The organism is Halolamina sp. CBA1230 (assembly GCF_002025255.2).
GTDB lineage: Archaea > Halobacteriota > Halobacteria > Halobacteriales > Haloferacaceae > Halolamina.
This window is the reverse complement of record NZ_CP054587.1, coordinates 167477-193705: the sequence shown is the minus strand read 5'-3', so window position 1 is coordinate 193705 and position 26229 is coordinate 167477. Positions and strand designations below refer to the sequence as shown.

Annotated in this window: 24 protein-coding genes and 1 pseudogene; 14 read left to right on the top strand and 11 right to left on the bottom strand. The window is 70.7% G+C overall.

Translation table 11 applies throughout. From position 1 onward, the window contains the following. Window positions 1-5: 5 nt before the first annotated feature. Window positions 6-974 carry a hypothetical protein gene (locus B4589_RS01030; RefSeq protein ID WP_079232510.1) on the bottom strand — a complete coding sequence of 323 codons (969 nt, stop codon included), beginning with the start codon at window positions 972-974 and terminating at the stop codon, window positions 6-8. After that, complete coding sequence (locus B4589_RS01025; protein ID WP_079232509.1) at window positions 971-2821, bottom strand: aldehyde ferredoxin oxidoreductase family protein; 1851 nt, start codon at window positions 2819-2821, stop codon at window positions 971-973. The genes B4589_RS01030 and B4589_RS01025 overlap by 4 nt, the downstream gene beginning before the upstream one ends. A gap of 171 nt (window positions 2822-2992) precedes the next feature. On the opposite strand from B4589_RS01025, the gene B4589_RS01020 reads away from it, so the two are divergent. The 4 genes from B4589_RS01020 to B4589_RS01005 are packed head-to-tail and all read left to right on the top strand — an operon-like array spanning window position 2993 to window position 9504. Further along, on the top strand, window positions 2993-5770 hold the full coding sequence (locus B4589_RS01020) for a transglutaminaseTgpA domain-containing protein (RefSeq protein ID WP_158081124.1): 2778 nt from the start codon (window positions 2993-2995) through the stop codon (window positions 5768-5770). Beyond that, window positions 5767-6423 carry a hypothetical protein gene (locus B4589_RS01015; protein ID WP_158081123.1) on the top strand — a complete coding sequence of 219 codons (657 nt, stop codon included), beginning with the start codon at window positions 5767-5769 and terminating at the stop codon, window positions 6421-6423. Before B4589_RS01020 ends, B4589_RS01015 begins: the two co-directional genes overlap by 4 nt. Beyond that, on the top strand, window positions 6416-7888 hold the full coding sequence (locus B4589_RS01010; RefSeq protein WP_158081122.1) for a DUF58 domain-containing protein: 1473 nt from the start codon (window positions 6416-6418) through the stop codon (window positions 7886-7888). The genes B4589_RS01015 and B4589_RS01010 overlap by 8 nt, the downstream gene beginning before the upstream one ends. Next, window positions 7888-9504, top strand: coding sequence for a hypothetical protein (locus B4589_RS01005; protein WP_079232506.1), 1617 nt, complete (start codon window positions 7888-7890; stop codon window positions 9502-9504). The genes B4589_RS01010 and B4589_RS01005 overlap by 1 nt, the downstream gene beginning before the upstream one ends. Here the strand turns inward: B4589_RS01005 and B4589_RS01000 are convergent, their stop codons facing one another. The 3 genes from B4589_RS01000 to B4589_RS00990 form a co-directional block, all read right to left on the bottom strand. Then, window positions 9505-10458: a MoxR family ATPase gene (locus B4589_RS01000; protein ID WP_079232505.1), complete on the bottom strand. Its 954-nt coding sequence runs from the start codon at window positions 10456-10458 to the stop codon at window positions 9505-9507. It abuts the gene before it with no gap. A 364-nt stretch (window positions 10459-10822) separates the two neighbouring features. Next, window positions 10823-12310 carry an aldehyde dehydrogenase family protein gene (locus tag B4589_RS00995; protein WP_079232504.1) on the bottom strand — a complete coding sequence of 496 codons (1488 nt, stop codon included), beginning with the start codon at window positions 12308-12310 and terminating at the stop codon, window positions 10823-10825. Between the two features lie 99 nt (window positions 12311-12409). Further along, window positions 12410-13609, bottom strand: a complete 1200-nt coding sequence (locus B4589_RS00990) for an ABC transporter substrate-binding protein (RefSeq protein ID WP_079232503.1) — start codon at window positions 13607-13609, stop codon at window positions 12410-12412. A gap of 133 nt (window positions 13610-13742) precedes the next feature. Between B4589_RS00990 and B4589_RS00985 the strand changes: the two genes are divergently transcribed. From B4589_RS00985 to B4589_RS18475, 3 genes and pseudogenes are all read left to right on the top strand, one after another. Continuing rightward, the gene (locus B4589_RS00985; protein ID WP_079232502.1) at window positions 13743-14159 is read left to right on the top strand and encodes a Rieske 2Fe-2S domain-containing protein; all 417 of its coding nucleotides are present in this window, start codon (window positions 13743-13745) and stop codon (window positions 14157-14159) included. Between the two features lie 62 nt (window positions 14160-14221). After that, entirely contained in the window at window positions 14222-14509 is a 288-nt protein-coding gene (locus tag B4589_RS00980; RefSeq protein ID WP_079232501.1) for a ribbon-helix-helix domain-containing protein, read from the top strand. After that, a pseudogene (locus B4589_RS18475) lies at window positions 14499-14779 on the top strand (type II toxin-antitoxin system RelE/ParE family toxin). The gene B4589_RS00980 and the pseudogene B4589_RS18475 overlap by 11 nt, the downstream one beginning before the upstream one ends. Window positions 14780-15012: 233 nt before the next feature. Here B4589_RS18475 and sod read toward each other — a convergent pair. After that, window positions 15013-15615, bottom strand: a complete 603-nt coding sequence (gene sod / locus B4589_RS00970; RefSeq protein WP_079232500.1) for a superoxide dismutase — start codon at window positions 15613-15615, stop codon at window positions 15013-15015. A gap of 199 nt (window positions 15616-15814) precedes the next feature. On the opposite strand from sod, the gene B4589_RS00965 reads away from it, so the two are divergent. Beyond that, a complete protein-coding gene (locus tag B4589_RS00965; protein WP_079232499.1) occupies window positions 15815-16552 on the top strand; it encodes a pirin family protein in 738 nt (245 codons plus the stop codon). A gap of 130 nt (window positions 16553-16682) precedes the next feature. Here B4589_RS00965 and B4589_RS00960 read toward each other — a convergent pair whose 3' ends face one another. Together B4589_RS00960 and ilvA are read right to left on the bottom strand one after the other, a co-directional pair. Further along, window positions 16683-17555 (bottom strand): DUF3267 domain-containing protein, encoded by an 873-nt coding sequence (locus tag B4589_RS00960; protein ID WP_079232498.1) that lies wholly within the window; start codon window positions 17553-17555, stop codon window positions 16683-16685. 78 nt (window positions 17556-17633) lie between these two features. After that, window positions 17634-18854: a threonine ammonia-lyase gene (gene ilvA, locus B4589_RS00955; RefSeq protein WP_079232497.1), complete on the bottom strand. Its 1221-nt coding sequence runs from the start codon at window positions 18852-18854 to the stop codon at window positions 17634-17636. A gap of 173 nt (window positions 18855-19027) precedes the next feature. Between ilvA and B4589_RS00950 the strand changes: the two genes are divergently transcribed. The 5 genes from B4589_RS00950 (at window position 19028) to B4589_RS00930 (ending at window position 23178) form a co-directional block, all read left to right on the top strand. Continuing rightward, entirely contained in the window at window positions 19028-19984 is a 957-nt protein-coding gene (locus tag B4589_RS00950; protein WP_079232496.1) for a carbohydrate kinase family protein, read from the top strand. 41 nt (window positions 19985-20025) lie between these two features. Then, a complete protein-coding gene (locus tag B4589_RS00945) occupies window positions 20026-20625 on the top strand; it encodes a hypothetical protein (protein ID WP_079232495.1) in 600 nt (199 codons plus the stop codon). Window positions 20626-20732: 107 nt separating this feature from the next. After that, window positions 20733-21374 (top strand): VOC family protein, encoded by a 642-nt coding sequence (locus B4589_RS00940; protein WP_079232494.1) that lies wholly within the window; start codon window positions 20733-20735, stop codon window positions 21372-21374. After that, window positions 21371-22513 (top strand): VOC family protein, encoded by a 1143-nt coding sequence (locus B4589_RS00935; RefSeq protein WP_321169556.1) that lies wholly within the window; start codon window positions 21371-21373, stop codon window positions 22511-22513. The genes B4589_RS00940 and B4589_RS00935 overlap by 4 nt, the downstream gene beginning before the upstream one ends. Further along, the gene (locus B4589_RS00930; protein WP_079232493.1) at window positions 22510-23178 is read left to right on the top strand and encodes an alpha/beta hydrolase; all 669 of its coding nucleotides are present in this window, start codon (window positions 22510-22512) and stop codon (window positions 23176-23178) included. The genes B4589_RS00935 and B4589_RS00930 overlap by 4 nt, the downstream gene beginning before the upstream one ends. Window positions 23179-23334: 156 nt before the next feature. On the opposite strand, the gene B4589_RS00925 is transcribed toward B4589_RS00930, so the two are convergent. Together B4589_RS00925 and B4589_RS00920 are read right to left on the bottom strand one after the other, a co-directional pair. Next, window positions 23335-24153, bottom strand: coding sequence for a BtpA/SgcQ family protein (locus tag B4589_RS00925; protein WP_079232492.1), 819 nt, complete (start codon window positions 24151-24153; stop codon window positions 23335-23337). Window positions 24154-24218: 65 nt separating this feature from the next. Continuing rightward, window positions 24219-25127, bottom strand: coding sequence for a hypothetical protein (locus B4589_RS00920; RefSeq protein WP_079232491.1), 909 nt, complete (start codon window positions 25125-25127; stop codon window positions 24219-24221). Window positions 25128-25213: 86 nt separating this feature from the next. Between B4589_RS00920 and B4589_RS00915 the strand changes: the two genes are divergently transcribed. Further along, window positions 25214-25396, top strand: coding sequence for a hypothetical protein (locus B4589_RS00915; RefSeq protein ID WP_079232490.1), 183 nt, complete (start codon window positions 25214-25216; stop codon window positions 25394-25396). A 25-nt stretch (window positions 25397-25421) separates the two neighbouring features. On the opposite strand, the gene B4589_RS00910 is transcribed toward B4589_RS00915, so the two are convergent. Beyond that, window positions 25422-26180 carry a GTP cyclohydrolase III gene (locus tag B4589_RS00910; RefSeq protein WP_079232489.1) on the bottom strand — a complete coding sequence of 253 codons (759 nt, stop codon included), beginning with the start codon at window positions 26178-26180 and terminating at the stop codon, window positions 25422-25424. Between the last annotated feature and the right edge of the window lie 49 nt (window positions 26181-26229).

The following is a 26229-nucleotide window of genomic DNA, read 5'->3' as shown; positions in this document are numbered from 1 at the left end:
GGCGGTCAGTTCCCGTCCAGCGCCCAGCCGGCCTCCTCGGCGGCAGTCTCGAGCGGGACGAACTCCCAGTCGGCCTCCTGGGCCCACGCCTGCTCGCGCTCGTCGACGCCGACGAGCACCATCCGCTCGGCGTAGAACATCGAGTTCGGCCCGACGGCGTCCAGCCGTTCGGCCGGCCCCGTGCCGGAGCCGTTGAAGAAGTCCAGATCCAGAGTGTTGTCTCGCTGATACTTGTTGATCACCGTCGCGTCCACGTCGCCGACGATGCCGAGGTAGTCGGTCCAGTTCTCGGCGTCGGCCAGCACGGCGTGGACGTTCTCGAACCGCCGGATCGCACGGTACGAGAACGCCATCGTCATGTCCACGCTCCCCGTCGACGCGGAGCCGTGGGAGGCCGCGCCGGGCGTCGATTCGGGCTGCTTGACCGGCTGAGCGTTCTCCCACTCCTCCCCGCGGGAGTGGCCGCCGGCGCTCGTCCGACTCGCGCTCGGGGTCGGGCCGTCGCCGCCCTCAGGCGTTCCGGGCTTCGCGGTATCGGCATCGGCTTCGGTCGCGTCGCCGGAGGCGCCGTGCTCCTGCGCCGCCTCCCCCCACGCGCGGCTGGGCGTGTCGCCGGTGTTCGCGGGGTCGTCGCTCTCATCGCTCCCATCGCTTTCCCCACTCCCGTCGTCGCTATCGTTCGACGGCACGCCACCGGTCGGTTTCTCGCCCGAACTCGCCGCGGCGCCGCCGGCGCCGCCGCCCTCGACGGGGACGCCGACGGGCTTGTCGTCGTTCTCCCGCGGGATGCGCGGCGTCGCGGCGCCGTCGGCGTCGAAGTCGTCGGCGCCGATATCCACCGTCCGGTCGGGGGCCTCTGGCTCGTCGTCGGGCGACCCTTCGCCCTTCCAGAGCCAGTCGCCCGGGTTGGGCCGGTCCTCCTCGCGCTCCTCGTCGGACTGTTCGACGTCGTCGAGATCGATCCTGTCGGTCATTCTGTCTGTGTGTCGTCGGGTGCTGTCGCGTCGCCGGCTGGCGTCGCCGGGGCGTCGGTCGAGAGCGGCGTCTCGGCGTCGATCACGCTTTCGAGATCGAGCGCCGCGACCAACTCGCGGGTCGGGAGGCCGTCACGCCCCCAGCCGCGGTACTCGTAGTAGGCGTCGAGCGTGCGCTCGAACTCCGCGGGGTCGATCACGGCGCCGTCCTCGCGGGCCTGTCGCAGGCGGGCGGGCAGTTCGTCGTCCGCGCGGTCGAACCCCTCGCGGGCGTTGAACAGCCGGATCAGCGTCCAGATCCGGTCGCCGGTCCGGGCCAGCGACGCCGCGTCGTGCTCGATGCCGACCGCGCGGAGCCACTCCGCGCCGAGATCCTCCCGGAGCACGTCGCCCAGGAAGTCGTCGGCGACGAGGCTCCAGAGCACCGAGCGGGCGGTCTGGGCCTCCGCGACCTCGCGAACGGTCTCCTCGCGGGTCCGGTCGTGGAACACCTCCTCCTCGACGGGGCGGGCGCGGCGGTGACAGCCGCCGCGGTCGCTGGTAGCGTAGGCCAGCGCCATCCCCTCGGCACCGCGGGGGTCGTACCCCGGCAGCGCCATCGCCTTCACCGTCGGCACCAGTTCCTCGCCCGAGAGCTCGTCCTCGGCTTCGTCGGCCGCACTGTTGTCGCCGTCCTTTCCTGCGAAATCGGCCGCCTCGGCCACGCCCCCCGCGAGCGCGTCAGCAAGGGGGTCCTCCCGGCGGGCGATCCGTTCGACGAGGTCGCGTGCGGCGTCCTCGTCGCCGAACTCGACCGACTCGTCGACGACGTCGGCCTCCGACGCGAGGACGGTCCAGGAGACGGCGCTGCCGGACTCGATCACGTCGACGCCGAGACGGTCACACGCCGCGCCCAGCGCCGCGACGGCGTCGAAGTCGTCGATGCCGAGCCCCGCGCCGAGGCTGATCGGCGCCGCACCGCGGGGGACGCTCTCGCCCTCCTCGGTGTCGACCCGGAACCCTCCGGGCACGCGGTCGTCCTCGCGCTCGCGCTCGATGGCGGCGTCGCGCGCGGCGCCGATACCGACGCCCTCGCTCCCCTCGAACCGGCCGGCCTGCCAGCCCTCGGTCGCGAGCGCGCCGACCTCGTCGGCGAACTCGACGGACTCGAGCGTTCCGCTCGCTGCCTGCCAGCGACCGGTCGCGTGGTCCGCGTATTCGGCGTCGGTCCGCTCGCGTAGCTCCTCGATCGCGGGCGGGATCTCGGGCCGATCGCCGCGGGCGACGACCGCCTTCAGCCGCTTCGCACCCATCACGGCGCCGACGCCGCCGCGGCCCGCGTGGTGGTCGCCGGCGTCGGAGGCCACGGTCGCGTAGGCGACCTCGTTCTCGCCGGCCGGGCCGATACAGGCGACGCTGGCGTCGGGGTACGCCTCGGCCGTCTCGACGGTGTCGGCGCCCCAGTTCTCGGCCGGCACGAGTTCGGCCTCGCCGTCCTCGACGACGAGCGTCGTCGGCTCGTCGGCGACACCCTGCACGATCACGGCCAGACAGTTCGGCAGCGCGCCGGCGAGCGCGAGCGGGAACTGCCCGCCCGCGTAGGAGTCGAGGAACCCCCCGGTCAGCGGCGACTTCGTCACCGCGGCGTAGCGCGTCTCGCCCGGGAGGTAGCCCGAGAGCGGGCCGAGCGCGAAACAGAGGCGGTTCTCCGGCCCCAGCGGGTCGGCGTCGGCCGACAGCTCCTCGTAGAGGTAGCGCGCGCCGAGCCCCTTCCCGCCGAGGTAGCGCCGGCGCCACTGCTCGGGCACGGGCTCCTCGGCGGCCACCCCGCGGGTGAGATCGACGCGAAGCACCGACTCCCGTTGCATCTGTGGATTCCAGGGCGGGCACGAGTAAAAGGGTTGCTCGACTGTGCGGCTACTCGCGCTGCATCGCCTCGTCGGCAGTCGTCTCGAACAACATTGGCAACGGTTGGCACGTACCCCGGAGCCCCCACCGCATCATTCATGTTGGGAGAGCTAATGTATCGTGGCAGAGACGTGAGCGAGGACGGAGCCGTCGAGCTGGGGTCGGGGCGTGGCTGGTGGCGAGCGCTGCTGACGCTGTTCTGTGTCGCCGCCGTTCTGGTCGCCAGCGTCGCACTTCCGGCGTTCGCCGGCGAGACGGGGCCGGCCGCGCAGTTCAACCTCGACCAGCCGCTCGAAGGGGGGGAGAGCGCCGGCGGGGGCGGTGGAGGCGGTGCCGGCGGAAGCGGTATCGGCGGGTTCGGCGGGCTCGGCGCCCTCTCACCCGGTGATCAGGTCCAGGCCGGCGGCGCCCCGGGGTCGCCGACCAACCCGTACAGCAGTCTGAACCGGGAGGTCCACTTCACCGTCCGGAGCGACACGCCGGCGTACTGGCGGACCGGCGCGTACGACAGCTACACCGGACAGGGCTGGGAGCGGACCGGCGAGTCGACGCCGCTGGACGGGCCGATCCCGGTCGAGGGCGCGGCGGGCGAGCGCGTGGGCTACGCGGTGACGCTCGAACGCTCCGCGACGGGGCTGCCGACGGTCTGGCGCCCGACGGACATTTCGCTCGACGACGACGCGATCCGCCTGGGGCCGGAGCGGGCCATCTCGAGCAGCCAGCCCGTTCCCGCGGGCACCAGCTACACGGCCCAGTCGGTCGCGCCACCGGACGATCCGGCGCTACTCCGAACCGCGGGCACCGACTACCCGGCGGACGTGGCGTCGACGTACGCCGCGCTCCCCACCCGCGAGGACACCGCTCGGGTCGCGAACTTCACCGACGAACTCACCGCTAACGCGAGCACCCCCTACGAGACCGCGACGACGATCGAGGCCTGGCTGGAGCGCAACAAGTCGTACTCGCTGAACGCGAGCCACGACCCCGAGGCGGGGACGATCACCTCGGAGTTCCTGTTCGAGATGGACCGCGGCTACTGCGAGTACTTCGCGACCGCGATGACGACGATGCTCCGGAGCCAGGACGTCCCCGCCCGCTACGTCGTCGGCTACGCGACCGGCGAGCAGACCGGCCCCGACGAGTACACCGTCCGGGGAATGCACGCGCACGCGTGGGTGGAAGTGTACTTCCCCGAGGTCGGCTGGGTTCGGTTCGATCCGACCCCCGCTGACGATCGGACCGAGGCAGAGCAGGCGGCGCTCGGCGAAACACCGACCGAAGGGACGCCCACCTCGGCGCCGACGGCTGCCGAGGGGACGAAAACCTCGACGGCGATCCCGGTCGAGGGGACGGGCACCGAGACTGAGACCACCACGGGGACCGAGACCGCAACGCCGACACCGACGCCCACGGCGACGACCACCGAACCGTCGCTGGACGTCTCGCTCAACCGGAGTGCCGTCCCCGGCGCGACCGTCGAACTGACGGTCACTCGCGACGGCGAACCGGTCGAGGGCGCGGAGGTGCTGTTCAACGGCGATTCGATCGGGACCACCGACGCCAACGGCACCGTCGTCGGGACGGTCCCCTACACCGACCGCCTCGACGTCACCGTCCGCACCGACTCGGCGGGCGGCGTGCCGTCGCTGGCCGACGGCCGCTTCGCGATCGACGGGTACACCGTCCAGACGGCGGAGAACACCAGCTACACGCTGGACACCAACGCCTCGGTCTCGCTCGCCGGCGAGCTGCGCAGCGACGCCGCGGTGACGCTGGTCGCGACCGTCGACGACGTGCCGGTTCGCGACGCGGTGGTGCTTCGGGACGGCGAACGGATCGGCCGCACCGACGACCGCGGGCGGTTCGACCTCCGGCTCCCGAGCGAGCCCGGCGAGTACGAGTACGCCGTCGAACGCGGGAGCGTCAGCGGCGACCGGACCGTGACGATCCGGTCGCTCGATCTGACCGCCAGCGTCGGCTGGCCCGTGGCGGTGCCGTACGCGCCGGTGACGCTGAACGCGACGCTCGACGGCGAGTCGGTGGGCAACGCGAGCCTCGCTGTCGGCGGCGAGGACGCGGGCACGACCGGCGTCGGCGGGACGGCGACCCGCCGCCTCCCGCTGGCGGACGCGGTGACGTTCACGGCGACGGCCCACGGCCAGCGCGCCGAGACGGAGATCACCGGACTGTACACCACGCTCGGCGGGATCGTGGCCGGACTGCTCGTCGGTGCCGTCGCGCTGTTCGGCGGTGCCTACCGGCGCGGGATCACGCCCCGAAGCGTGCTCGGGATCGCAGCGAGAACGCTCGGCCGGAGCTACCGGCTGCTCGTGATCGGGCTGGTCTCGATCGCGGACACGCTGAGCCGGGGTGTCGGCGCCGTCGTCGACGGCGTCAGGCGTGTCGCCGAACGACTCGTCGAGCTCGCCCGCGAGCTCCGGGCCCGGAGCAAGACGCCCGGGGAGGTCGCCCGCATCGTCGCAAACGCTGTCACGGCGTGGGCACGGGGAGTCGTCGCGAGCGTCCGTGCGCTCCCGGGGAGAGTCCGGGCGTGGGTGGTCGCCTCCCGGGCCACCGAGGCGGCCGTCGACACCGAGGGTTCGACGGAATCGGCGCCCGAAGACCCTGAGACGGCGGCGGCGCGCGAACGCGTTCGCGACGCGTGGCGGCGGTTCGTCGCGATGCTCCCGCTCCGGCGGGTGCGGACGCTGACACCCGGGGAAGTCGCCCGGATCGCTGTCGATGACGTGAACCTCCCGGCGGGCCCGGTCGAGCGCCTGCGCGACGCCTACCGCGAGGTGGCCTACGGCGGCGCCGACCCCGCGAGCCGGCAGGAGGCCGCCGAGGAGGCGGTCGACTCGCTCGAACGTGAGAGGAGCGAGGCCGGCGACGGGGGTGAGTCGGCGTGAGAACGCGACGCCTGCTCTGGCGCGGGCTGATCAGTACCCTGCTGCTTGCCGTGCTGGCCGGCGCCGCCGCGCTGGTGGTGGCTCCGGAGCTGCTCGCGCCGGCGGAGGCAGCACTCGTGCCTGTCTACGAGGTAGTCGAGTCGTTCGAGACCGACCAGCTCCTCCTGTTCGCCGTCGGACTGGTCGCCGCGGTCGCAGCGCTGGTGGTCGCGATCCGGGCGGAGTCGAGCAGCGACCGCGCGCCCGAACTGGTCGGTGCCGACGAGCGTCCGCCGGAGGCGACCAACGTCGACCCCGCGACCATCTCGGGGTACACTGCCGACCGATCCATCGGTGACGTGGCGTCGCTCGACGGCGCGCGGGACCTGCGGCACGACCTGCGAAAGACCGCGGTCGACGCGCTCCGGGTCGCCGGCGAGAGCCACGAGGACGCCCGACAGCGAGTCAAGCAGGGCGAGTGGACCGACGACGACCTGGCGGCCGGCTTCCTCGGCGATGCAGCGCCGATTCCGCTGCTTGCCCGCCTACGCGGCTGGCTCGACGAGGGCGCGGAGGGGCGCCGCCGACTGCGCCGGAGCGTCGACGCCGTCGCCGAACTGGCGTCGGCGCCGGAACAGGCCGTCCAAACGACGACGGAGGGCAACGATGAGTGAGGCAGCCGAGCGGTCGGCCGACGGGACGGAGGCAGACGGGGGCGAGCGCGCCGGGGCTGAAACGGAACCGGCCACGGAGTCGCCAGATGAGGAGACGGCGAGCCACTCCACGCTCACGCTCCGCCACCGGGTCGGCCGCGCCTCGCGCTGGAGCGTCTGGCTGCTCGCCGGCTTTTTCCTGCTCGCGCTGGGGCTGTTCTACGCCGACCCCGCGCTGGTCGCCGCCGCGACCGCCCCGTTCGCCTACGTCGGCTACGCGGCGCTCTCCACCCTCCCGAGCGATCTCTCGGTCGACGTGGAACGCCGCGTCGACGACCACCGGCTCACCCCGGGCGACCCCGTCGAGGTGACGGTGTCGGTCACGAACACCGGCGACTCGGTGCTGCCGGACCTCCGGATCGTCGACGGCGTGCCCGAAGAACTGGCCGTGACCGACGGCTCCCCCCGCGCGTCGGTGGCGCTCCGCCCGGGGTCGACCACCGAGTTCTCCTACACCGTCGTCGCCAAGCGCGGGGACTTCGCGTTCGGCGACGCTCGCCTGCTCGCGCGCTCGCTGCTCGGCACCGACATCGCGTCCCTCTCCGCGACGGTCGGCGGGGCGGACTCGGTCGACTGCACCGATCCGGCCGCGCTCGCCGGACTGGATCGGGCGACCCGACTCCGGACCGGTGTGACGACGAGCGACCAGGCGGGCGAGGGGCTGGAGTTCCACTCCACCCGCGAGTACCGGGCCGGCGACGCCCGCAACCGGGTGAACTGGCGCCAGTACGCCAAATCCGGCGACCTCGTCACCACCGAGTTCCGCCAGGAGCGCGCGGCCCGGGAGGTCGTCCTGCTCGACGTCCGCCCGCCGACGCGGCGCTCGGCGGCGCCGACCCACCCCACGGGCGCGGAGTACGCGGCGTACGCGGCCGAGGCAGCGGTGGAGCGTTACCGCGCGCTGGGCCACCGTGTCTCACTCGCAGTGCTGGGCGTCGACGGGAGCCACGTGGACGTGTCGGTCCGGACCGCCGGCGACGCGATCTGGGTCGAGAACACCGCGGCGGAGGCCGGGCGCCGCGCCGCCGACGCCGTGTTCGAGGCCGCCGCCGAGACGGCCGCGGAGCGGACCGCAGCTGATCGCGCGTGGCGACAGTCGCTGATCGAGGGCGAGAGCGAAGTGGACGACCGGACCGTGTCGTCGCTGATCGCGCAGTTCCCTGAACGGGCGGAGCTACTGGTCGTGTCGCCGCTCGTGGATCGCGTCCCGCTCTCGTACGCCGAACGCGCAGCAGTGCTCGGCAACGGGCCGACGCTGCTCTCGCCGGACCCGACTGGCGACGGGAGTGCGGGCGGTCGGCTCGCCGGCGCGCGCCGGCGGACGCGGCTCAGGGAGGCCCGCGGCGTCTGTGATCGGGTGATCGACTGGCCGGCGGATCGGTCGCTGTCGGCCGTCGCCGCCGCGATCGAGAGAGGTGGCCGGTGATGGCGGTCGATTCCGACGCCGACGAGCCGTCCGTCGAGGAGGAGTGGGCGGCCGCGCCGCCGGCGAGCAACTGGCGGCCGCCCCGGGCCGGCGCCACGCTCGCGGTGCTGATCGTCGCCGTCGGCTGCTGGCTGCTCGCGGACGCGCTCGGCTCGCTCGACGCGCTCTCGATCGCCGCTGTCGGCGCCGCCGGCTTCGCGGGCGTGATCTGGCTGGCGACCCGTGAGCGGTTCACGCCGGTTTGGACGCTGGCGAGCGTCGTCGTCGCCCCGTTCTCCGGCGTGCTGCTGGTCGCCGGGCTCGGCTACGTCGGCGTCGCGCAGTTCGCCGGCTTCGCGCCGCAGGGTGCGGTGTTCGTCGGGCTCGGCGTCGCGCTCGCGGCGTTCGGCGCGGCCGCGATCCCGGGCGACGCGGTCGACCGCGGGAGCGTCACGACGGCCGCCCGGAGCAGCTCCGTCGGCGTGCTGCTGCTCGTCGTCGTCGCCGGCGGTCTCGTGGGGAACACGGTGCGGAAGGAGGAGGAGCTCGAGCCGCTCTCGGCGCTGCCGCTGCCCGAGGAGCTCCCGTCGCTGTTCCCCGAGACCGCGCTGACGCCGCCCCTGGGGACGGTTCTCCTGATCGGCTCGCTGTCGCTGCTCGCGCTGCGGGCCGCCCTGACCGCGCTCCCGATCGCCGAACTGCTCGACGACCGGAGCGACGACGACGAGATCGCACTGCGGTTGTTCGAGCGCCTGCTCGCCGCGCTGAACGCCGCCCAGATCGGCGTCGTCGTCGGGATCGTCCTCCTCGGCGCGCGTCGCTTGCTCGGATCGGCGTGGACGGAGCTCTGGGGACGGCTCCCGCCCGTCGCGGCCGACCTGCTGGGCCTGTTCGCGACCGCGGAGGTCGTCCGCCGGCTCTCGCTCCGACTGATCGCCGTGAGTGTCGCCGTCGTCGTCGCGGTGAAACTGCTTCGCCGCCTCCACCGCTCCGGCGTTCGCCGCTATCTGAGCCGGGTCGCGCCGCTTGTCGGCGGCGGCGCGGCGCTCGCTGTCGGCTGGGTCGCTCACGAGACGATCCTGAACGTCGTGCTCGGCCGCCTGGAGGCTACCCTCCCCGCCTCGGTCGCGTCGACCGTCCTCGAACAGGCTGGGACGGTTATCGACTACTACTCCGGCGAGGTCGTCGCGGTCGGGCTGATCGCGCTCGGCGGCGTGGCCGCGGTGATAACGCTGGGGCTGCTCCGCCTCGGGATGGCGTTCCGGGTCGTTCCCGGCCGGCACACCGGCCACGCGCTCGCGGCCGCGGGCCTGCTCGTGACCGGCGGGTTCGCGGCCGCCGTCGGCGCGCCGCTGCTCCCGGCGCTGGGCGCCGTCGTCGGCGCCGTCGTCGTCTGGGATCTCGGCGGGTTCGGCGTCGATCTCGGCCGGGACGTGGGGCGCCGGGCGCCGTCGCTGGCCGTGCAGTTCGTCCGGGCGCTCACGGCCGCCCTGATCGGCGGGGTGACCGTCGCCGCCGCGCTCGCCGCGACGTCGAGGACCCCGTCGGTGTCGCTGGCGGCCGAGACGGCGGCCGTGCTCGCGCTGTTCGCCGCGATCGGTGTGGCGGTGCTCGCGAGCCTGGCGCTCGCGCGCTGATCAGGCGTCCATCGCGGGCACGGGCACCTGTCGCTTCACGTCGTCCAGCACGTCGCTCGGCTCGACGCCCTCGATCTCGGCCTCCGCAGTGAGCACCAGCCGGTGGGGGAACACGTCGCCGACGATGCGTTTCACGTCGTCCGGCACGACGTACTCCCGGCCCTGGAGGGTGGCGTAGGCGCGGCTGGCCTCGAACAGGTGCTGGATCCCCCGCGGCGAGACGCCGACGGAGACGTGCCGGTGTTCCCGGGTTTCCCGGCCGAGCTTCACGAGATACTCCCGGACGTTGTCAGCGGCGGTGACGGTCTCGGGGACCGAACGGAGGTCACGAATCGTCTCCTCGTCGGCGACGGGGGAGACGCTCGGAACGGACTGTGTGCGGCCCGCACGGCGGTCGATCAGCTCCATCTCGCCGTCGAAGTCGGGGTAGCCCATCGACGTTTTCACGATGAAGCGGTCGCGCTGTGCCTCCGGCAGCCCGAAGGTGCCCTCCTGCTCGACGGGGTTCTGGGTCGCGACAACGACGAACGGCTCGGGCAGCGAGTACGTCTCGCCGTCGACGGAGACCTGGCCCTCGCCCATCGCTTCGAGGAGAGCGGCCTGCGTTTTCGGCGGCGCGCGGTTGATCTCGTCGGCCAGCACCACGTTCGCGAACACCGGCCCGCGGGCGAACGTGAACTCGCCGGCGGCCTCGTCGAACACGTTCGAGCCGGTGATGTCCGCGGGCAGCAGGTCGGGGGTGAACTGGATCCGGGTGAACGAGAGGTTCAGTGCGCCCGCGAGGCTCCGGGCCGCGAGCGTCTTCCCGGTGCCGGGGACGTCCTCGAGCAGGACGTGGCCGCGGGCGAGCACGCCGGTCAGCACGGTTTCGAGGAACGAGCGGTCGGTGACGACCGCGGCGGCGAGTTCGTCGATCACGTCGCTCGCCGTCGCGGCCGCGTCGTCGGCGTTCATCGACGGGAGAGTACGGCGGCCCCACCATTACGTTGGCGGTGTGAGAGGTTCAGCCAGCGAGACGGAGAGACGGTGTTAGTCCGTCGCGAGAGAGGAGAGAGACACCAGCGTTTCCAGTGCTTTCCCGCCGCGGGCGGTGGGGATGTCGGCGCGAACGGCCGTTGGATACGGACGGATTGATCAGGGGTGTGGTCGGGAAGTCCGTACGGCAGTCTTCCTTCCTGAGTCGGGGCGCGAACCGCGCCGTCGACTCGGCCCGTCCACTCCACGAGAGCGAGAGCACCGGAAACAGTGGTCCCTCTCCCTCTCTAGCGGCGAGAGTCGGGTGGTCGTCGACGCTACCGAACGCTTCGCGTCCCCGACCTCAGAACGGGTAGTCGCGGGGCTCCTTCTGGACGGAGATCCACTTCGTCTGGGTGACCTCGTCGAGGAACGCGTCGCTGTTGTAGTCGCCGACGCCGGAGGCGCCGATCCCGCTGAAGGGGACGTGGGCCTCGTCGTTGATCGGCTGGTCGTTGATGTGGACGTTGCCGGTCTCCATCCCGTGAGCGATCTCCTCGGCGACCGCGAGGTCGCCGGCGTGGACCGAGCCCGAGAGCCCGTACTCCGTGTCGTTCGCGAGTTCGATCGCCTCCTCCACGTCCGAGAACGGGATCACGGGCGCGATGGGGCCGAAGTGCTCGTTACACGCCGCGGCCATCCCGTTCTCCACGTCCGAGAGCACCGTCGGCGCGACGACCAGCGAGTCGTCGACACCCTCGATGTCGACTGTCTCGCCGCCGGTCTCGAGGGTTGCCCCGGCCTCGACAGTCCGCTCGACGTAGTCGAGCATCTCCTCGCGCTGGGACTCGTCGATGATCGGGCCGACGACGGTGTCTTCCTCGTGTGCGCTCCCGACCGGCAGCTCCTCGGCGCGCTCGGTCAGGCGCTCGACGTACTCGTCGTAGATGCTCTCGTGGACCATGTGGCGGTTGATCGAGATACACACCTGGCCCTGGTGGACGAAGCTGCCGAAGGTCGCGCTGTCGATCGCGCGGTCGAGGTCGGCGTCGCCCGTGACGACGTGGGCGTTGTTGCCCCCCAACTCCATCGCCGGCACCGCGAGGTTCTCGCCCGCGAGACTGGCGACGTGGCGGCCAACCTCGGTCGAACCGGTGAACGCCACCACGTCGCTCTCGGGGTGGCTGGCGACGCGGTCGCCGATCTCGCTCCCCCGGCCGACGACGACGTTCAGCACGCCCTCGGGCAGGCCGGCCGCCTCGAACAGTTTCGCGAACAGCAGTCCGCCCGTGATCGGGGAGTTCGTCGAGGGTTTCAGCACGACGCTGTTGCCGGCGGCGATGGCGGGCGCGACCGCCCGCATCGAGAGGTTCAGCGGGAAGTTCCACGGCGAGATCACCGTCACCACGCCCTCGGGCTCGCGGTAGAGGCGGTTCTCCTTCCCCGGGACGTTCGACTCGGCGGTCTCGCCCTTCATCCGCCGGGGGAGCGTCGCCGCCTCGCTCGCGTGGTCGGTGGCGATCTGGATCGACGTGTGGCCCATCGCGGGCGAGCCGCCGACCTCGTGGCTCAGCAGCGACGTGATCTCCTCCTCGTGGTTCTCGATGGCGTCGAGAAGGTTCCGAACCACCTCCTCGCGCCGCGCGGGCGGCTGTTCGGCCCACGACTCCTGCGCTTCGGCGGCGGCCTCGTAGGCGGCGTCGACGTCGGCCTCGACGCCGGCGGGGACCTCGGTGACGGTCTCGCGGGTCGAGGGGTCCTCGACGTCGATCGTCTCGCCGCTCTCGCTCGGGACGAACTCGCCATCGATGTACTGCGTCGCCCAGTCGGCGTCGATGGAGAACTCGGTCATCGGTGGTTTACTGTACGGTCAAGGGAGGGAAAAGCGGAACGGCGACGGTGGTCGGGGGCGATACCGACGGCGAACGCATCGGCAGTTCCGGATCGGGCGTTACGCGTCCGCGCCGTCGACGATAACCGATGCGACCTGCTCGCGGTCGAACAGCTGTTCGTCCCGGGGGATCTCGGGGTACGACCCGGACTCGTACGTCGGCCACTCGCCGAACACCTCGGGGTAGATCTGTTTCGCAGTCATCTCCAGCTGGAAGAGGTTCAGGATCGGCCCTTGATAGCGCGCGCCCTGTGCGTACACTCGGTCGTTCTGGACGGCCGTGAGTTCGGCTCCAACAGGGTGTTCCGCGAGGTTCTCCCTGATCGCGACGACGTCGGTGTCGGGATGCATCCCGCCCAGCGCGAGGATCACGTCCGGGTCGGCTTCGAGCATCGCTTCGAGGTCGACCTGCGCGCCGGATTCGGTGTCGTCGCCGAACGCCCCGCGCGCACCCAGCGGGCGAACGTGCGAGGAGAGGATCCCCGGCTGATCGGTTTTGTAGACGTACGGTGCTTCGACGTCGGTCATCCCTGCGAGCGTCACGGTCGGCCGCCGGCTCGACGAGGGGAGCCCGTCCTCGATCGTCCCGAGCAGGTCGTCGTGGATCGCAGCGAGCGACTCGTAGCGTGCCTCCTCCCGGAAGACGGCGGCGACCTTCTCGAACATCGTCCAGAGGTCGTAGTACTCGTACTGGTCGGCCCAGCCGTCAGGCGGCGTCGCGTGGGTGTCGCTGTACTGGTTGCCGAACCACGGGCCGACGTTCGTCGCCACCTCCTCGAGGTCGTCGCGGCTCCAGCCTGTCGCCGCGACGCTCGCCGGATCGGCGAGATGGACGTCGCTGTCGAGCTCGTAGAGCTTCTCCTTGCTGGGTTCCCACGAGGAGTACCTACCCGACCAGTCGAGCTTCACGCCCGGCAGCTGCGGGGTGAACTGGTTCCACAGCGCGTCGTAGTACCCCGGTGCGTGCATCGCAGTCACGTCGTTCCCTTTCCCGAGCGCGAACGCCATGCCGGCGAGGTGGGTCAGCCGGGTGAACACCGTCTCCGGGACGGCGTCGAAGGTGACCGCACCCATCGGCGCCATCGACACGGTGTAGCTCCCGTCACTCCCCGCCGTCGCCGTTCCGGTCGTCGTTTCACTGGACGAGCCATCCCCGGTCGGCGTCGAGTCGCCGCCGCTACAGCCCGCGAGTAGTCCACTGACGGTGACTGCCCCGCCCATCGTCAAGTACTCCCGCCTCGTCGGCCGTTGACGTACCATGGTTTTTGGCTCGCCTAAACAATCATATTCTTTTCGGTCGGCCTAAACCATCACGGTCGATCACCCTCGGCGGCGAGGCTCGATCGAGTCCGACGACGCCATGCTTTTGGCCGACCGCCGCGACCCCTCCTCGATGAGCGACGGAGCGCGTGTCACGTCCGTGGATTCGATCCCCGAGAACGGCTCGTACCTGTTCAGCGTCGAGGACGCGTTCACCAACGAGCGCGAGGCGATCCTCGTGCCCTGCGACGACGACCCCGGCGTCGAGGCGTGGCTCAACAACTGCCCCCACGAGGACCAGCGGTTCGACCGCGGCGACGGCGCGGCGCTGCGCGCCGGCGAGATCATCTGCCCGAAACACGGGTCGCTGTTCGACGCCTGCGAAGGCGACTGCAGCAACGGCCCCGCTGCGGGCTCGTCGCTCCGTCCGGTCGAGGTCGCGGTCGAGGACGGCGACGTGTTCCTCGTCGACGACGGCTACACCTACCTGCAGGACGGCGGACTGGACGACGACGAGGGACCGAGTTCGACCTCACATCTCTCGTTCTAGCACGAAATCGGAGCCGACTCCGGGAAAACGGTTATTGGGATACGTGCGTAAAGCAGACACATATGTCCGAAGCGGATACTCCCACCGACGACGAACCCGAGACGGTCCAGGTGAACCTCCGGCTCACCGAAGCGTTCCTCAACGACATCGACACGACGTGGAAGGAACAGGGGTTCAACTCCCGAAGCGAGTTCCTGCGGTACGCGGCCCGTGATGCCGTCAAGCATCCCGAATTCTCGCGTGAGGGGTGGAAGCAGATCGCGGCCAGCGAGCACGAGCTCCGGTCGGGTGAGGCCGAACTCGTCTCCCGCGAGGACGTTCTCGCGATGATGGACGACGATGGGGAGTGAGGGCTGGATCTGGAAGTTCACGCCGCGAGCCGCCGAGCAGTTCGAGAAGCAGGAGTACCACGTTCAGGACCGGATCGTCTCGAAACTGGACGAGATCGTCGACGACCAGTGGCGCGAGCCACGGACTACCTCGAACCGCTCGCGGGCGGGCCGTTCGAGAAGCTCCGGGTCGGGCAGTATCGACTCGCCTGCACCCTCGATCACGACGACCACGTTCTCGAGATCCACCACATCGAACACCGGAGCGGCGCGTACACGGCGGACGATTAACTCTCTCGCAGGAAGATCGGGTAGCTAGCTCGATACCACGAAGGACGCGTCCGGCGGCGAGAGGGTGCCAACCGTCGTTCGCCTCGCCGCACGAGGCGCGTCGAGAGTGCCCGCGTCGTCCGGGGGTCGATCCGGGCAACGCGGAGAGGGCCGAAGCGGGCGGGCCAATCGCAGCGCCGAGTTCCGAGCAGCAGTCCAAGGACTGCTGCCGGTCACTCGTCGACGTGACTGGTTTACTCGAACAGTTCGACGGCCTGCTCGTAGCGGGCAGCGGGCTCCTCCCAGTCGACGACCTCGAAGAACGCGTCGATGAAGTCACCACGCGCGGGACCGTAGTCGTAGTAGTAGGAGTGCTCCCAGACGTCCAGCGCCAGGATGGGGTGGCTCCCCCAGAGCGCGCCCTGGTCGTGCTTGTCGACCACGACGTTACGCAGTTGGTTGCTGTAGGAGTCGTACACCAGCAGCGCCCAGCCGCCGGCAGCGCCGGCAGCGGCCTCGAACTCGCCCTTCCAGGCGTCGTAGGAGCCGAAGTCCTCCGCGATGCGGTCCGCGAGCGCACCCGACGGCTCGTCGCCGCCCTCGGGGCTCATCGACTGCCAGAACAGGTCGTGCAGGATATGCCCCGACCCGTTGTGGGTCACGTCGCCGATCGCGCCCGGCGAGTCGCCGAACTCGCCGTTCTCGCGGTTCTCCGCCAGCGTCTCCTCGGCGCTGTTCCAGCCGTTGACGTACCCCTGGTGGTGCGTGTCGTGATGCCACGTCAGCACCTGTTCGGAGATATGCGGTTCCAGCGCGTCGTACTCGTACGGAAGCGGCGGCAGTTCGTAATCAGACATGCACTGAACCATACGGTCGGGGGCGGTAAGAGCGTTCCCTGAAACCGATTCAAGTCCGGGATCAGAGAGGTGCGATTCAGGAGTGAAAATACGTTCATCGCCCCGAATACGCATCTACGGTATAGATATATCGAGAAGGAGAACGTTCCACCGCTCCGCCGTCGTGACCGTTAACCGTCCCCGCCGACTGCGACGAACCATGTCTTTCGACCAGGCGGTAAACGCCCCCGTCCCCGGCGAGACGGTTCGCCACGGGACCGGCGTCAACTCCACCCGCGCGTTTCCCACCGACGGCTACCCCCACAACCTCGACCCGTTCGTGCTGTTCGAGCGGTTCTACATCGAACCGGACGACGGGTTCCCGACCCACCCCCACCGCGGGTTCGAGATCGTCTCCTACATGCTGGAGGGTGGGATGGAGCACGGCGACTCGCTGGGCGTGACCCACACCGCCTACCCGGGCGACGCGATGCGGATCACGGCCGGCGAGGGAATCGAACACTCCGAGATGCCCGCCGACGGCGCGGGCTGTAACGGCCTCCAGCTCTGGGTGAACCTCCCCCGGGAGCAGAAGGAGATAGAGGCCGACTACGCCGACGCCGACAGTGGAGAACTGCCGACCGAGGAGGTGGAGGGCGCGACGATCACCACCGTCGTCGGCGAGGGGTCGCCGCTCTCGCTGCACACGCCGATGACGTACCACGACGTGCGCGTCGATGGCTCGTGGGAGTGGACCGCACCCGAGGGCTGGGCGGGGTTCCTCTTCGGCGTCTCGGGCGAGGGGACCGTCGACGGCGACGCGTTCGGGGAGGGCGACGTGCTGCCGTCGGCCGACGCCGACGGTGTCACCGTCGAAGGCGAGGACCTCCGCCTCGTCGCCGTCGCGGGCGAGCCACACGACGAGCCGATCGATCAGCGCGGGCCGTTCGTGCTGTAACCGATCACGGCTCGTGACCGGGCGCCGACGACTGTCGGCGCCTCGGAGCCTGTTGCCGTGATCGTGTGTCCCCGAATACGGCTCGTGACCTGCTCCGGCCGCCGTGCCGGAGCGGATTCCGAACGACGACTCAGGCCCGCACGACCCGGAAGTAGCTCCGGATCAGCGCGTACAGCAGCCCCAACAGCGCGCCGACGACCAGTACCGCCGGACCGACGCCCATCGAGATCTCGGTGGCCGTCTCCGTGAAGGAGAACAGGTAGGTGATCGTTCCTTCGGTGCCGATCGTGATCGACTCCACCCCCATCGCTGACAGCACGAGCGGTCCGGCGACCGCTAGCACCACCAACACGCCGAACGCCGACACCGCCGCGCCGGCGAGCGCGTCCCACACCAACGAGGTCACCGAGAGCGGGCGCGGGCGGTCGCTCTCCTTGCCGATCAGGCGAACGCCGGTTTCGTGGTCCTCGATCCGAACGTGCTTGGGGTAGCCCAACAGCGTCAGCGTCATCCACACGTCGGCGACGGCGCCGGCGGCGTTGGCCGCCAGCGGGACGAGCAGCCAGCCCCACTCCAGTGCGAGCATCAGCGGCACGCCGACGGCGGTGAGCACCACCAACGGCGTCAGCAGGATCACGACGAACTGGTTCCGGGTGAACTCCTCGTCGGCCGTCGCGTAGGCGTAGGGGAGGATGAAGTGCGCGACGCCGACGCCGTAGCGGGGCTTCCCGCCGTAGTAGCGGATCGCCAGCCCGTGGAGCAGTTCGTGGGGGATCACGAACGCGGTACTCAGTACGATCAACAGGACAGCGTTCAACGCCCCAGTCCACCAGCCCACGTCGGGTGCAAACCGGAACGTCGGTGGCGCGCCGGTGACCGTCTGGAACAGGACCGCGAACAGCGACGCCGCGACGACGAAGCCGAGCGTCCCGATCGCGCTCATCTGGATCGTCAGCGACCGGGTCAGTTCGAGATCGCCCAAAACGACGTCTTCGTCGGTCATACCCGGTAACTCACAGCGCGCCGATATATAGCTACTGCGACAGTAACTGTCTCGGTCCGGCGAGTCACGACACCCGGGCTACGAGGGAACCACGTCCCGGACACGGTAGCCCGCCGCCTCGATCTCCTCGATGATCCCTTCGATCGCGGCCTGGCCGGGCGTCGTCAGCCGGATCACCAGATCCGCCTCGCCGACGGGCAGCCCCTCCTCGGAGCGGTCGTGGCGCACGCTGCGGATGTTGGTGTCGTGCTCGCCGATCAGCGAGGCGAGTTCGCCGAGCACCCCCGGCTGGTCGTCGATCCGGACCCGGAGCGTGACGAACTGGCGACGGTCGACCAGCGCGCGGGTGAGCACGTCCTGTAGCGTCGCGATGTCGATGTTGCCGCCACAGAGCAGCGGGACGACCGTGCCCTCGACCTCGATGGTCTCCGAGAGCAGCGGCGCGACCGAGGCCGCGGCCGCGCCCTCCGTGAGCTGTTTCGTTCGTTCGAGTAACCACAGCGTCGCGGCGGCGATCTCGGTGTCGCTCACGGTCACCACCTCGTCGACGCGCTCCTCGATGATCTCGAAGGTGCGATCCGAGAGGCTGCCCGTCGCGATCCCGTCGGCGATCGTGTCCGGACTCTCGTTCTCGACGGGCTCACCCTTCCGCAGGCTCTGTGGCGCCGTCGCGGCGTCCTCGGCCTGCACGCCGACGACGCGGACGTCCTGCTTCGCGGCCTGCATCGCCGTCGCGACGCCGGAGACCAGCCCGCCGCCGCCGATCGGGACGACGACGGTGTCGATGTCGGGCACCTGCTCCAGCAGTTCGAGGCCGAGCGTCCCCTGGCCGGCGATCACGGCCGGATCGTCGTAGGCGTGGACGAACGCGGTGCCGGGGTCGTCCGCGCGGTTCTGGGCGGCCGCCATCGCTTCCGCGAACGTCTCGCCCCGGAGTTCGACCGTCGCGCCGTACCCTTCGGTGGCGTCGATCTTCGCCTGCGGCGCCGTCTCGGGCATGAACACCAGCGAGTCGAGGCCGCGTTCGGCCGCGGCGTAGGCGACCCCCTGTGCGTGGTTGCCCGCGCTCGCGGCGACGACTCTCTCGGCGTCGCCCGCCTCGGCGAGTTCGCTGATCCGGTTGTACGCGCCGCGTGGCTTGAACGAGCCGGTTTTCTGGAACTGCTCCAGTTTGAGCCAGACGTCCGCGCCGACCCGCTCACTCAGCGTCTCGTTGTGCATCACCGGCGTCTCGCGGATCCCCTCGGCGGCGGCGAGACGCTCCCGCGCCGCGTGCACGTCGTCGAGCGAGACCGTCATCGCCCCACCTCGGTGACGGATCGATTCGGGCTCCCGCGTCGGATCGCGTCGTCGTTCATGGCGTCGAACTGAGTGGGACACGGACTTAGTCCCGTTCATCCCGCCGTCAGTTCGGTGCGAACACGCCGCCCGGAGCGCCGTGGACTTATGCCCCGACACGACCCAGTCGGGGTATGGCCGACTCACCCGACTCCGCGCCCTCCCCCGACGTCGTGGCCGTCGGCGCCGCGACGGTCGATCGGTTCCACGACGTGACGAACCTCCCCACGCCGGACGGCGGCGCGTTCGCCCGCGAGGTCACCGAGCGCTTCGGCGGCGTCGGTGCCAACGTCGCGACGGGGCTCGCACGGCTGGGGCGCGACACCGCCCTGCTCGGACGGCTCGGGAACGACGACGTGGGCGACCGCGTGCTCGCGGATCTGGAAGCCGGCCCAGTCTCGACCGCGCTGATCCGGCGCGGCCCGGGCACGACGACCCACTGCGTGATCCTCCGCGGCCCCGAGGGCGAACGAATGATCGTCACCGCGGGCGACTCGACGGTGCGACTCCGCCTCGACGACACCGACCGCACGGTGCTGCGGGCCGCAGACGTCGTGTTCGTCACCGCGTACGCGCCCGACCCCGTAACGCGTGAGATCGTCGATATCGCCGCCGAGCCCGACGGCCCCGCGCTCGCGTTCGACCTCTCGGGGGCGATCGAGGAGCTCCGGGGCCGCGGCACCGAACGGCCGACAATCGACCGCGTCGTCGAGGTCGCGGAGCTGTTCGTCACCGCCGAAGTGGCCGCGGAGTCGTACCTCGACTGCCCCGCCGACGAGGCCGTCGACGCGCTCCGCGACCGGGGCTGCTCCCGGGGCGCGGTCACGTTCGGCACCGAGGGCGCGACGCTGTTCGACGGCGACGACCGGACCCAGGTCCCCGCGTTCGACGTCGACCCGACGGACACGACGGGTGCGGGCGACGCGTTCACCGCGGCGCTGGCCGAACGCTGGCTCCTCGGGGACGCCGAGGCCGAGCAAGCTGGCCGGTTCGCGGCAGCCGCATCAGCACTCAACTGCCGTGCCGAAGGGGCACGCGGCGGTCTCGCCGACCAAGAGGCGGTCCGGGCGTTTCTCGCGGCTCGGGCCTGACGCGGCGAAGCGTTATTCGGCTCGGTCCGCTACGGGCGTGTATGGCTGACGACAAACAGGGTCGCGACAAGCAGGCCCACGACGCCGAGCGGCGGCAGCGGGAACGCGAGCTCCGGACGGAGCTGGAGCGCCGGAACGAGCCCGAACCGCCGGTCGACGAGGCGGACCTGGACGGGATCGACGCGGCGCTCGAGGACGTCCCGTTCCCCGCGACGGGCGCCGACGTCGTCGACGCGATCGGTGACCGATCGGTCGCCGCCGGCGGGGATCGGTACGCGGTCAAGGCGCTGATCGCCGAGAGCGACGTGGAGCGGTTCGAGCGCCCCGAGATCGTTCGTGTTCGGGTGCGTCGGCCACGCGTGGCGTCGGCGATGAAGCAGGTCGTGGAGGCCGCCGAGACGATCCCCAACGTCGAGTTCCCCGCGAAGACCCGGGACGCCTACGAGAAGAGCCTCCGGGCGATGGCGGCGATCGACGCCGACGACGAGGACAGCGGCGTCCGCGCGCTCCGGGAGTGGGTCGTCGACCGCATCGAGGAGAAGGGCAAACTCCCCCGTTCCCGCGACGTGCGCCGGCAGGGCGCGAAGATCGCCCGGAAGCACGGCCACGAGATCCGAAACGACGACTGGCTCGGGGTCTGACTCCTCGACACCTCGTCGTCCACGACTAACACTTGCGTCACCGGGTGGTGTGTGCGTCCACGAACGGCTTTAGGGGCGGGGCGACAAGCCAGTAACACGAGACAACCATGTCCGACGCACCCACCCAGGCCGACGAGAGCGACATCCCCGTGACCGCCGAGAAGCCCGACAGCCCCGTCGGGGTCAGCGGCGTCGACCACATCACGCTGATCGGCAGCAACGAGGAGGACACCGTGGAGTACTACCGCGACATCCTCGGGATGCCGCTGGTGCTGCGCCAACCGAACCTCGACGATCCCGAGGCCACGCACCTCTTTTTCGACGCCGGCGACGGCCGGATCATCACGTTCTTCGTGAAGGACGACCGCCAATCGGACGACCGACCGAAGCGTGTCGGGATGGGTGGGGTCCACCACCTCGCGTTCAGCGTCGACGGCGAGCGCCTCGCCGAGATCGCGGAAGGGCTTGAGGACGCCGGCTACGGCTACAACGAGTTCGACCGCGGCGCGTTCCACTCGCTGTACACCCGGGACCACAACGGCCTGACGATCGAACTCGCGGCGGACAAGTTCGAGATCCCGGACGACCGCCGGGGCGAGGTGCTGGCTCGCGCCCACGCTCGCCGCGTGAACGAGGGCGCCGAGTACGTGAAAGACGAGCACATGCGCGCCGCGCTGGAGGAGCTCGAGATCCCGATCGAGGAGATCGAGATCCCCACGACGGCGTCCTCCGGGGCGGGGGGACTGTGAGCGAGCGGGAGCCCGAACTCGACACGCTGGCGCCGGACGTCGACGGCAGGACCGAACCGGACTCCGAGGCTCCTGACACGCCCGGCATCCACCACGTCTCCGTCGTCTCGGGCGATCCCCACGGCACGCTGACGTTCTACCGCGACGTGCTGGGGCTCCGCCTCGTCAAGCGCACCGTCAACCACGACGAGCCGGCGGTCCACCACCTCTACTTCGGCGACGGCGCGGGCACGCCGGGAACGACGTTCACGGCGTTCCCCTACCCGCTCGACCCCGGCGGGCGCCGCGGTGCGGGCCAGCCCAGCGAGACCGTGTTCGCGGTCCCGCCCGGAACGCTCGACGACTGGCAGAGCCGCCTCGCCGACCACGACGTCACCGTCGACGAACCGAGTGAACGCTTCGGCGAACCCGTCCTCACGTTCACCGATCCGGACGGCCTCGACCTCGCGCTAGTCGAGAGCGAGTCGGCCGGCGTCCTCGCGACGGACGAACTCGCCGTCGACCCGTGGGACGAGGAACTCCCGGCCGAACGCGCGATCCGCGGCGTCCACTCGGTCACGCTGCGCTCGAACAGCCCGTACGTCACCGGCCGCGTGCTGGAGCTGTTCGGGTTCGGGCTCGTCGGGCAGGAGGACGACCGCGTTCGCTACGTCGCTGGCGCCGACGGCGTCGAGACGGAGGGTCTGGACGCCGACACGACCGAACTCGCCCGAACACCCACACCTGGGACCGTCGTCGACCTCTACGCTCGCGAGGAGCCGTGGGGGAAGGAGGGTGCCGGAACGGGCCACCACGTCGCGCTCCGGGTGCCCGACCGCGCGGCGCTCGACGCGTGGCACGACCGATTGGTCGACGCCGGGCTCTCCCCCTCTCGGCCCCGGGAGCGCTACTACTTCGACTCGGTGTACGTCCGCGACCCGGGCGGCGTGCTGTTCGAACTCGCGACCGACGGGCCCGGACTGGCTCGGGACGAACCTACGGACGAACTCGGAAGTGATCTCCGACTGCCGCCGTGGCTGCAGGATGACGAGGCGATGCTCCGCCAGCAGCTCCCGCCGCTCGACGAGCCGGTACGTCACGACGGCGACGACGCCACGCGAGAAACCGATTCGGCAGACGTGCCGGACGAACACCGATGACCACCGGGCCGACCGTCGGCGGTGACGGCCCCCACGCGGGCCAGCCGATCCTGACCGCCGGCGCACCGAAAGCGGCTGCCGAGGCGGCGCTCGTCCTCCTCCACGGCCGCGGCGCTCGCCCCGGAACCGTGCTCGACCTCGCCGACGAACTCGGCTACTCCGGCGTGACCCACATCGCGCCGGAAGCGTACCACAACACCTGGTTCCCACACTCGTTCATGGCCGAACGCGAGGTGAACCAGCCCCACCTCGACTCCGCGCTCCGCGCCGTGGACGACGCCGTCGAACTGGCCCTCGACGCCGGCGTTCCGCGGGAGAAGGTGATCGTACTCGGCTTCTCACAGGGGGGCTGTCTCGCCAGCGAGTACGTCTACCGGAACCCCGAGCGCTACGGCGGGCTGGCCGCACTCAGCGGTGGCCTGATCGGGCCCGAGGGCACGACCTGGCCTGACGCCGCCGAGGAAAGCCTCGACGGCACGCCCGCCTTCTTCGGCTGCGACGAGGACGACCCCCACGTCCCCGCGTTCCGGGTCCGCGAGTCCACCGACGCCTACCGCGAGCGCGGCGCCGACGTGACGATGCGGCTCTACGAGAGGCTCGGCCATCAGGTGAACGAGGACGAGATGGAGTGGGTCCGCGACGCTCTCGACGAACTCCTCGACTGAGCGGGCGAACCCTTTTGACCGAGAACGCGACCAGAGCCGTCGATGCGTTGAGAACTACCCCGGGGCGTCAGCGGGTGTGCGACCACACGCCTCGGGGACGCGGCGGTCGCCTGTTCGCTACGCTCCGGCAGCAGTGCCCACGTCGACGGCGACGGTCTACTCCCGGATCTCGTCGGCGGCGGCGACGAGCTCCCGGGTTCGCTCCTCGCTCACGGGGTCGCCCGAGGCCGACCCCGACTTGAGCGCGGTGCCGACGATGACGCCGTCGGCGATCGAGAGGATCTCGCCGACCGTGTCGGTGGTGACGCCGCTGCCCACGAACAGCGGCACGTCCAGCCCGAACTCCTCCCGGCGGTCGGCGGCGCGCTGGAGTTCCTCCCGGTCGACCGCGTGGCCGGTCCCCATCCCCGAGACGACCGCCGCGTCGGCCAGCCCGCGCTCGACGTTGTCGGCGAACGATTCGGCGGTGAAATCCTCGGACGCGATCGGGGCGGAGTGCTTCACGTCGTGGTCGGCGAACACCGCCACGTCGGTCCCGAGCCGGTCGCGCTCCCGCATCGTCTCGTAGGCCTTCCCCTCGATGATGCCCTGATCGGCTACCCGTGCGCCGGTGTGGACGTTCACGCGCATGAACTCGGCGCCGACGGCCTGCGCGACCGCGAGATCCGCGGCGGCATCGTTCCGGAGCACGTTCACGCCCACCGGCAGGTCGACCTCGTCGACGACCGCGCCCGCGGCGTGGGTCACCGAGGCGACGACGTGCTTCGGAACGTCGTCGGGGTAGAACGGCGCGTCCCCGAAGTTCTCGACCATCACCGCGTCGACGCCGCCGGCTTCCAGCGCCCGGGCGTCGGCACGTGCGTGCTCGATCACGGCGTCGCGGTCGCCGTCGAACTTCGGCGCACCCGGCAGGGGGTCGAGGTGGACCATCCCGACTATCGGCTGCTGTCGGCCGAACGTGGCTTCGAGATCCATGGTCGGGAGTCGGCTCGGGCGGTGTAAGCTCTGACGACTCGGGACGGGAGAACAGCGCTGTCGGACTACGCCCAGAGTTCGGTCTCCTCACGGAGCCCGCCGGTGACGATCGACCGGACGGCCGCGATCTCGGCGTCGATCTCGGCGGTGTTCTCGAGCAGCACGGTCTCGCTGGGGAACAGCTGTTCGCCCAGTACGAGCCCGTGGTCGCGGGCAGTGTTCCCGGTGACGGTGAGGTAGACGCCGAGCCCAGCCTCCTCGATCGCGGCCTCCTCCTCCTGCCCGTTCTCGGGGTAGACGAACTCGACGTCCTCGACGGCGTCCATCCCCAGCACCGCCTCCACAAGTCGCTCGTAGCGCGGCGAGATACAGAGCGGCCCCCCGTAGTTGTCGAGGAACTCGCGGTCGAGGTCGTCACCCGAGGGGGCGACTGCCGGCGTGCCGAGTAGTGTGTGGTACACCGTATCCCCGAGCCCGGTGACGACGCGCACGTCGGACTCCGTTGGGTCGATGCGTTCGTTCACGGCGGCGAGGTTGTCGACCCCCTCGGGGCCGAGAGAGACGACCTCCTCCAGCACCAGGTCGGCGGCGTCGAAGCCCAGCGCGAACTCGTGGGTGCGAAGTGCGCGGAACGGCTCCTCGCGACCGACCAGATGCACCGGCGTCCCGTCGAGGTCGACGGTGAGGCTGTCGAACACGATCCGGCGGGGTTTCCCCTCACGGTCGTCCCGCAGTAGTGTGAACTCCGGCCCAGTGGGGCCGGCGGGCGCGGAGTACTCGAGCAGCCGCTCGTAGCTCCCCTTCTCGGCGCGCTGTTCGTCTTTCGTGATCGCCTTCTCGTACCGGAGTACGGAGGTCACCTGATCGACCGTCTCCTCGGCATCGGCGCCGTCGGCGACGGTGGCGACCCGCTCCAGCACCGCCTCCAGCGGTCGCCCCTTCCGGGGAACCGCGACGGGTACCGGCTCGGTCATTACCAGTCCGACGGGGCCGACGGAAAAAGCGGTTGCGGAAGGGGTGCGCCACAACCGCTAAACCCCGGCGGCCCGCTCTCTCGGACGTGATCCACGGCAGCCCCGCCGAAACGGTCCTGCTCGTCGGCGTCGTCCTCGCGGTCTGGGGGGCGGCCAGCGTGCTGCTCGACGCGGCGCTCGGCGGCGAGAACCGGGGGTTCGTTGCGTATCTGGTGGGGCTGCTGCTCGGGCTGGCGGTGGTGGGGTATCTGCTGTTGACTCGGATGTGACGAGCCCCGATCCCGACGCGGCGGGTCAGTCCTCGCCGGCGAACTCCACGCGGGTGCCGTCGTAGCGGCAGTCCTCCAGCGCGTGTTTGGCGTCGATCCCCGCGTCGTGGGGGGTAGGGCCGTTGCCGACGCCGACTTTGAGCTCCACGTCGGCGTCGTCGCTGACGTGGGTGATCGCCGCCTCGTACTCCGCCTCGGACATCTTCGGGACGACCGAGATCACGTTGTCGCCGCCGACGAAGAAGGAGAGCGCGCCGTGGGCCTCCCGCATGTACCGCATCAGGCTGGCGTACGCCTGCTCGATCCGGATGAACGAGTCGAACTCGTTGAGTCGGTCGGTGTACTTCCCGGTGGCGTCGTTCACGTCGAAGTGGGCGATCGATACGTCCTCGGCCTCGGGCGGGCGGTACTCGCCGCCGAGCACCTCGCGTCGCGCGCGGTCCTGTGCGCTGCCGGCATCCTGGACGCGCTCGGTCGCGCCCTCCAGCGCCTCGATCGGCACGGGGTCGATCGCGGTCCCGAGGCTGACCGAGATGGGGTAGCGGTTGCCGATCGACTCCTGGAGGAGCTCGTGATCGGCTCGGTCGAGGCCGTTCGTCACGGCGACCATGTTGTCGAACCGGGTGAAGAAGGCGTACCCGTCCCGGGAGCCGACGAACTGGGCGATGTCCGCGAACAGCCGGGACTGCAGCGTCTGAAGGTCCATCTCCCGACGCGGTTCGGGCTCGACGGTCCACGGGCCGTAGTTGTCGATCTGGATGTGGGTGAGCTGCGGGCGAGTCACGGTACCCGAGGTAGGTTGGCTGTGGCAGTTGTAGTTTGGTATTCCCGAA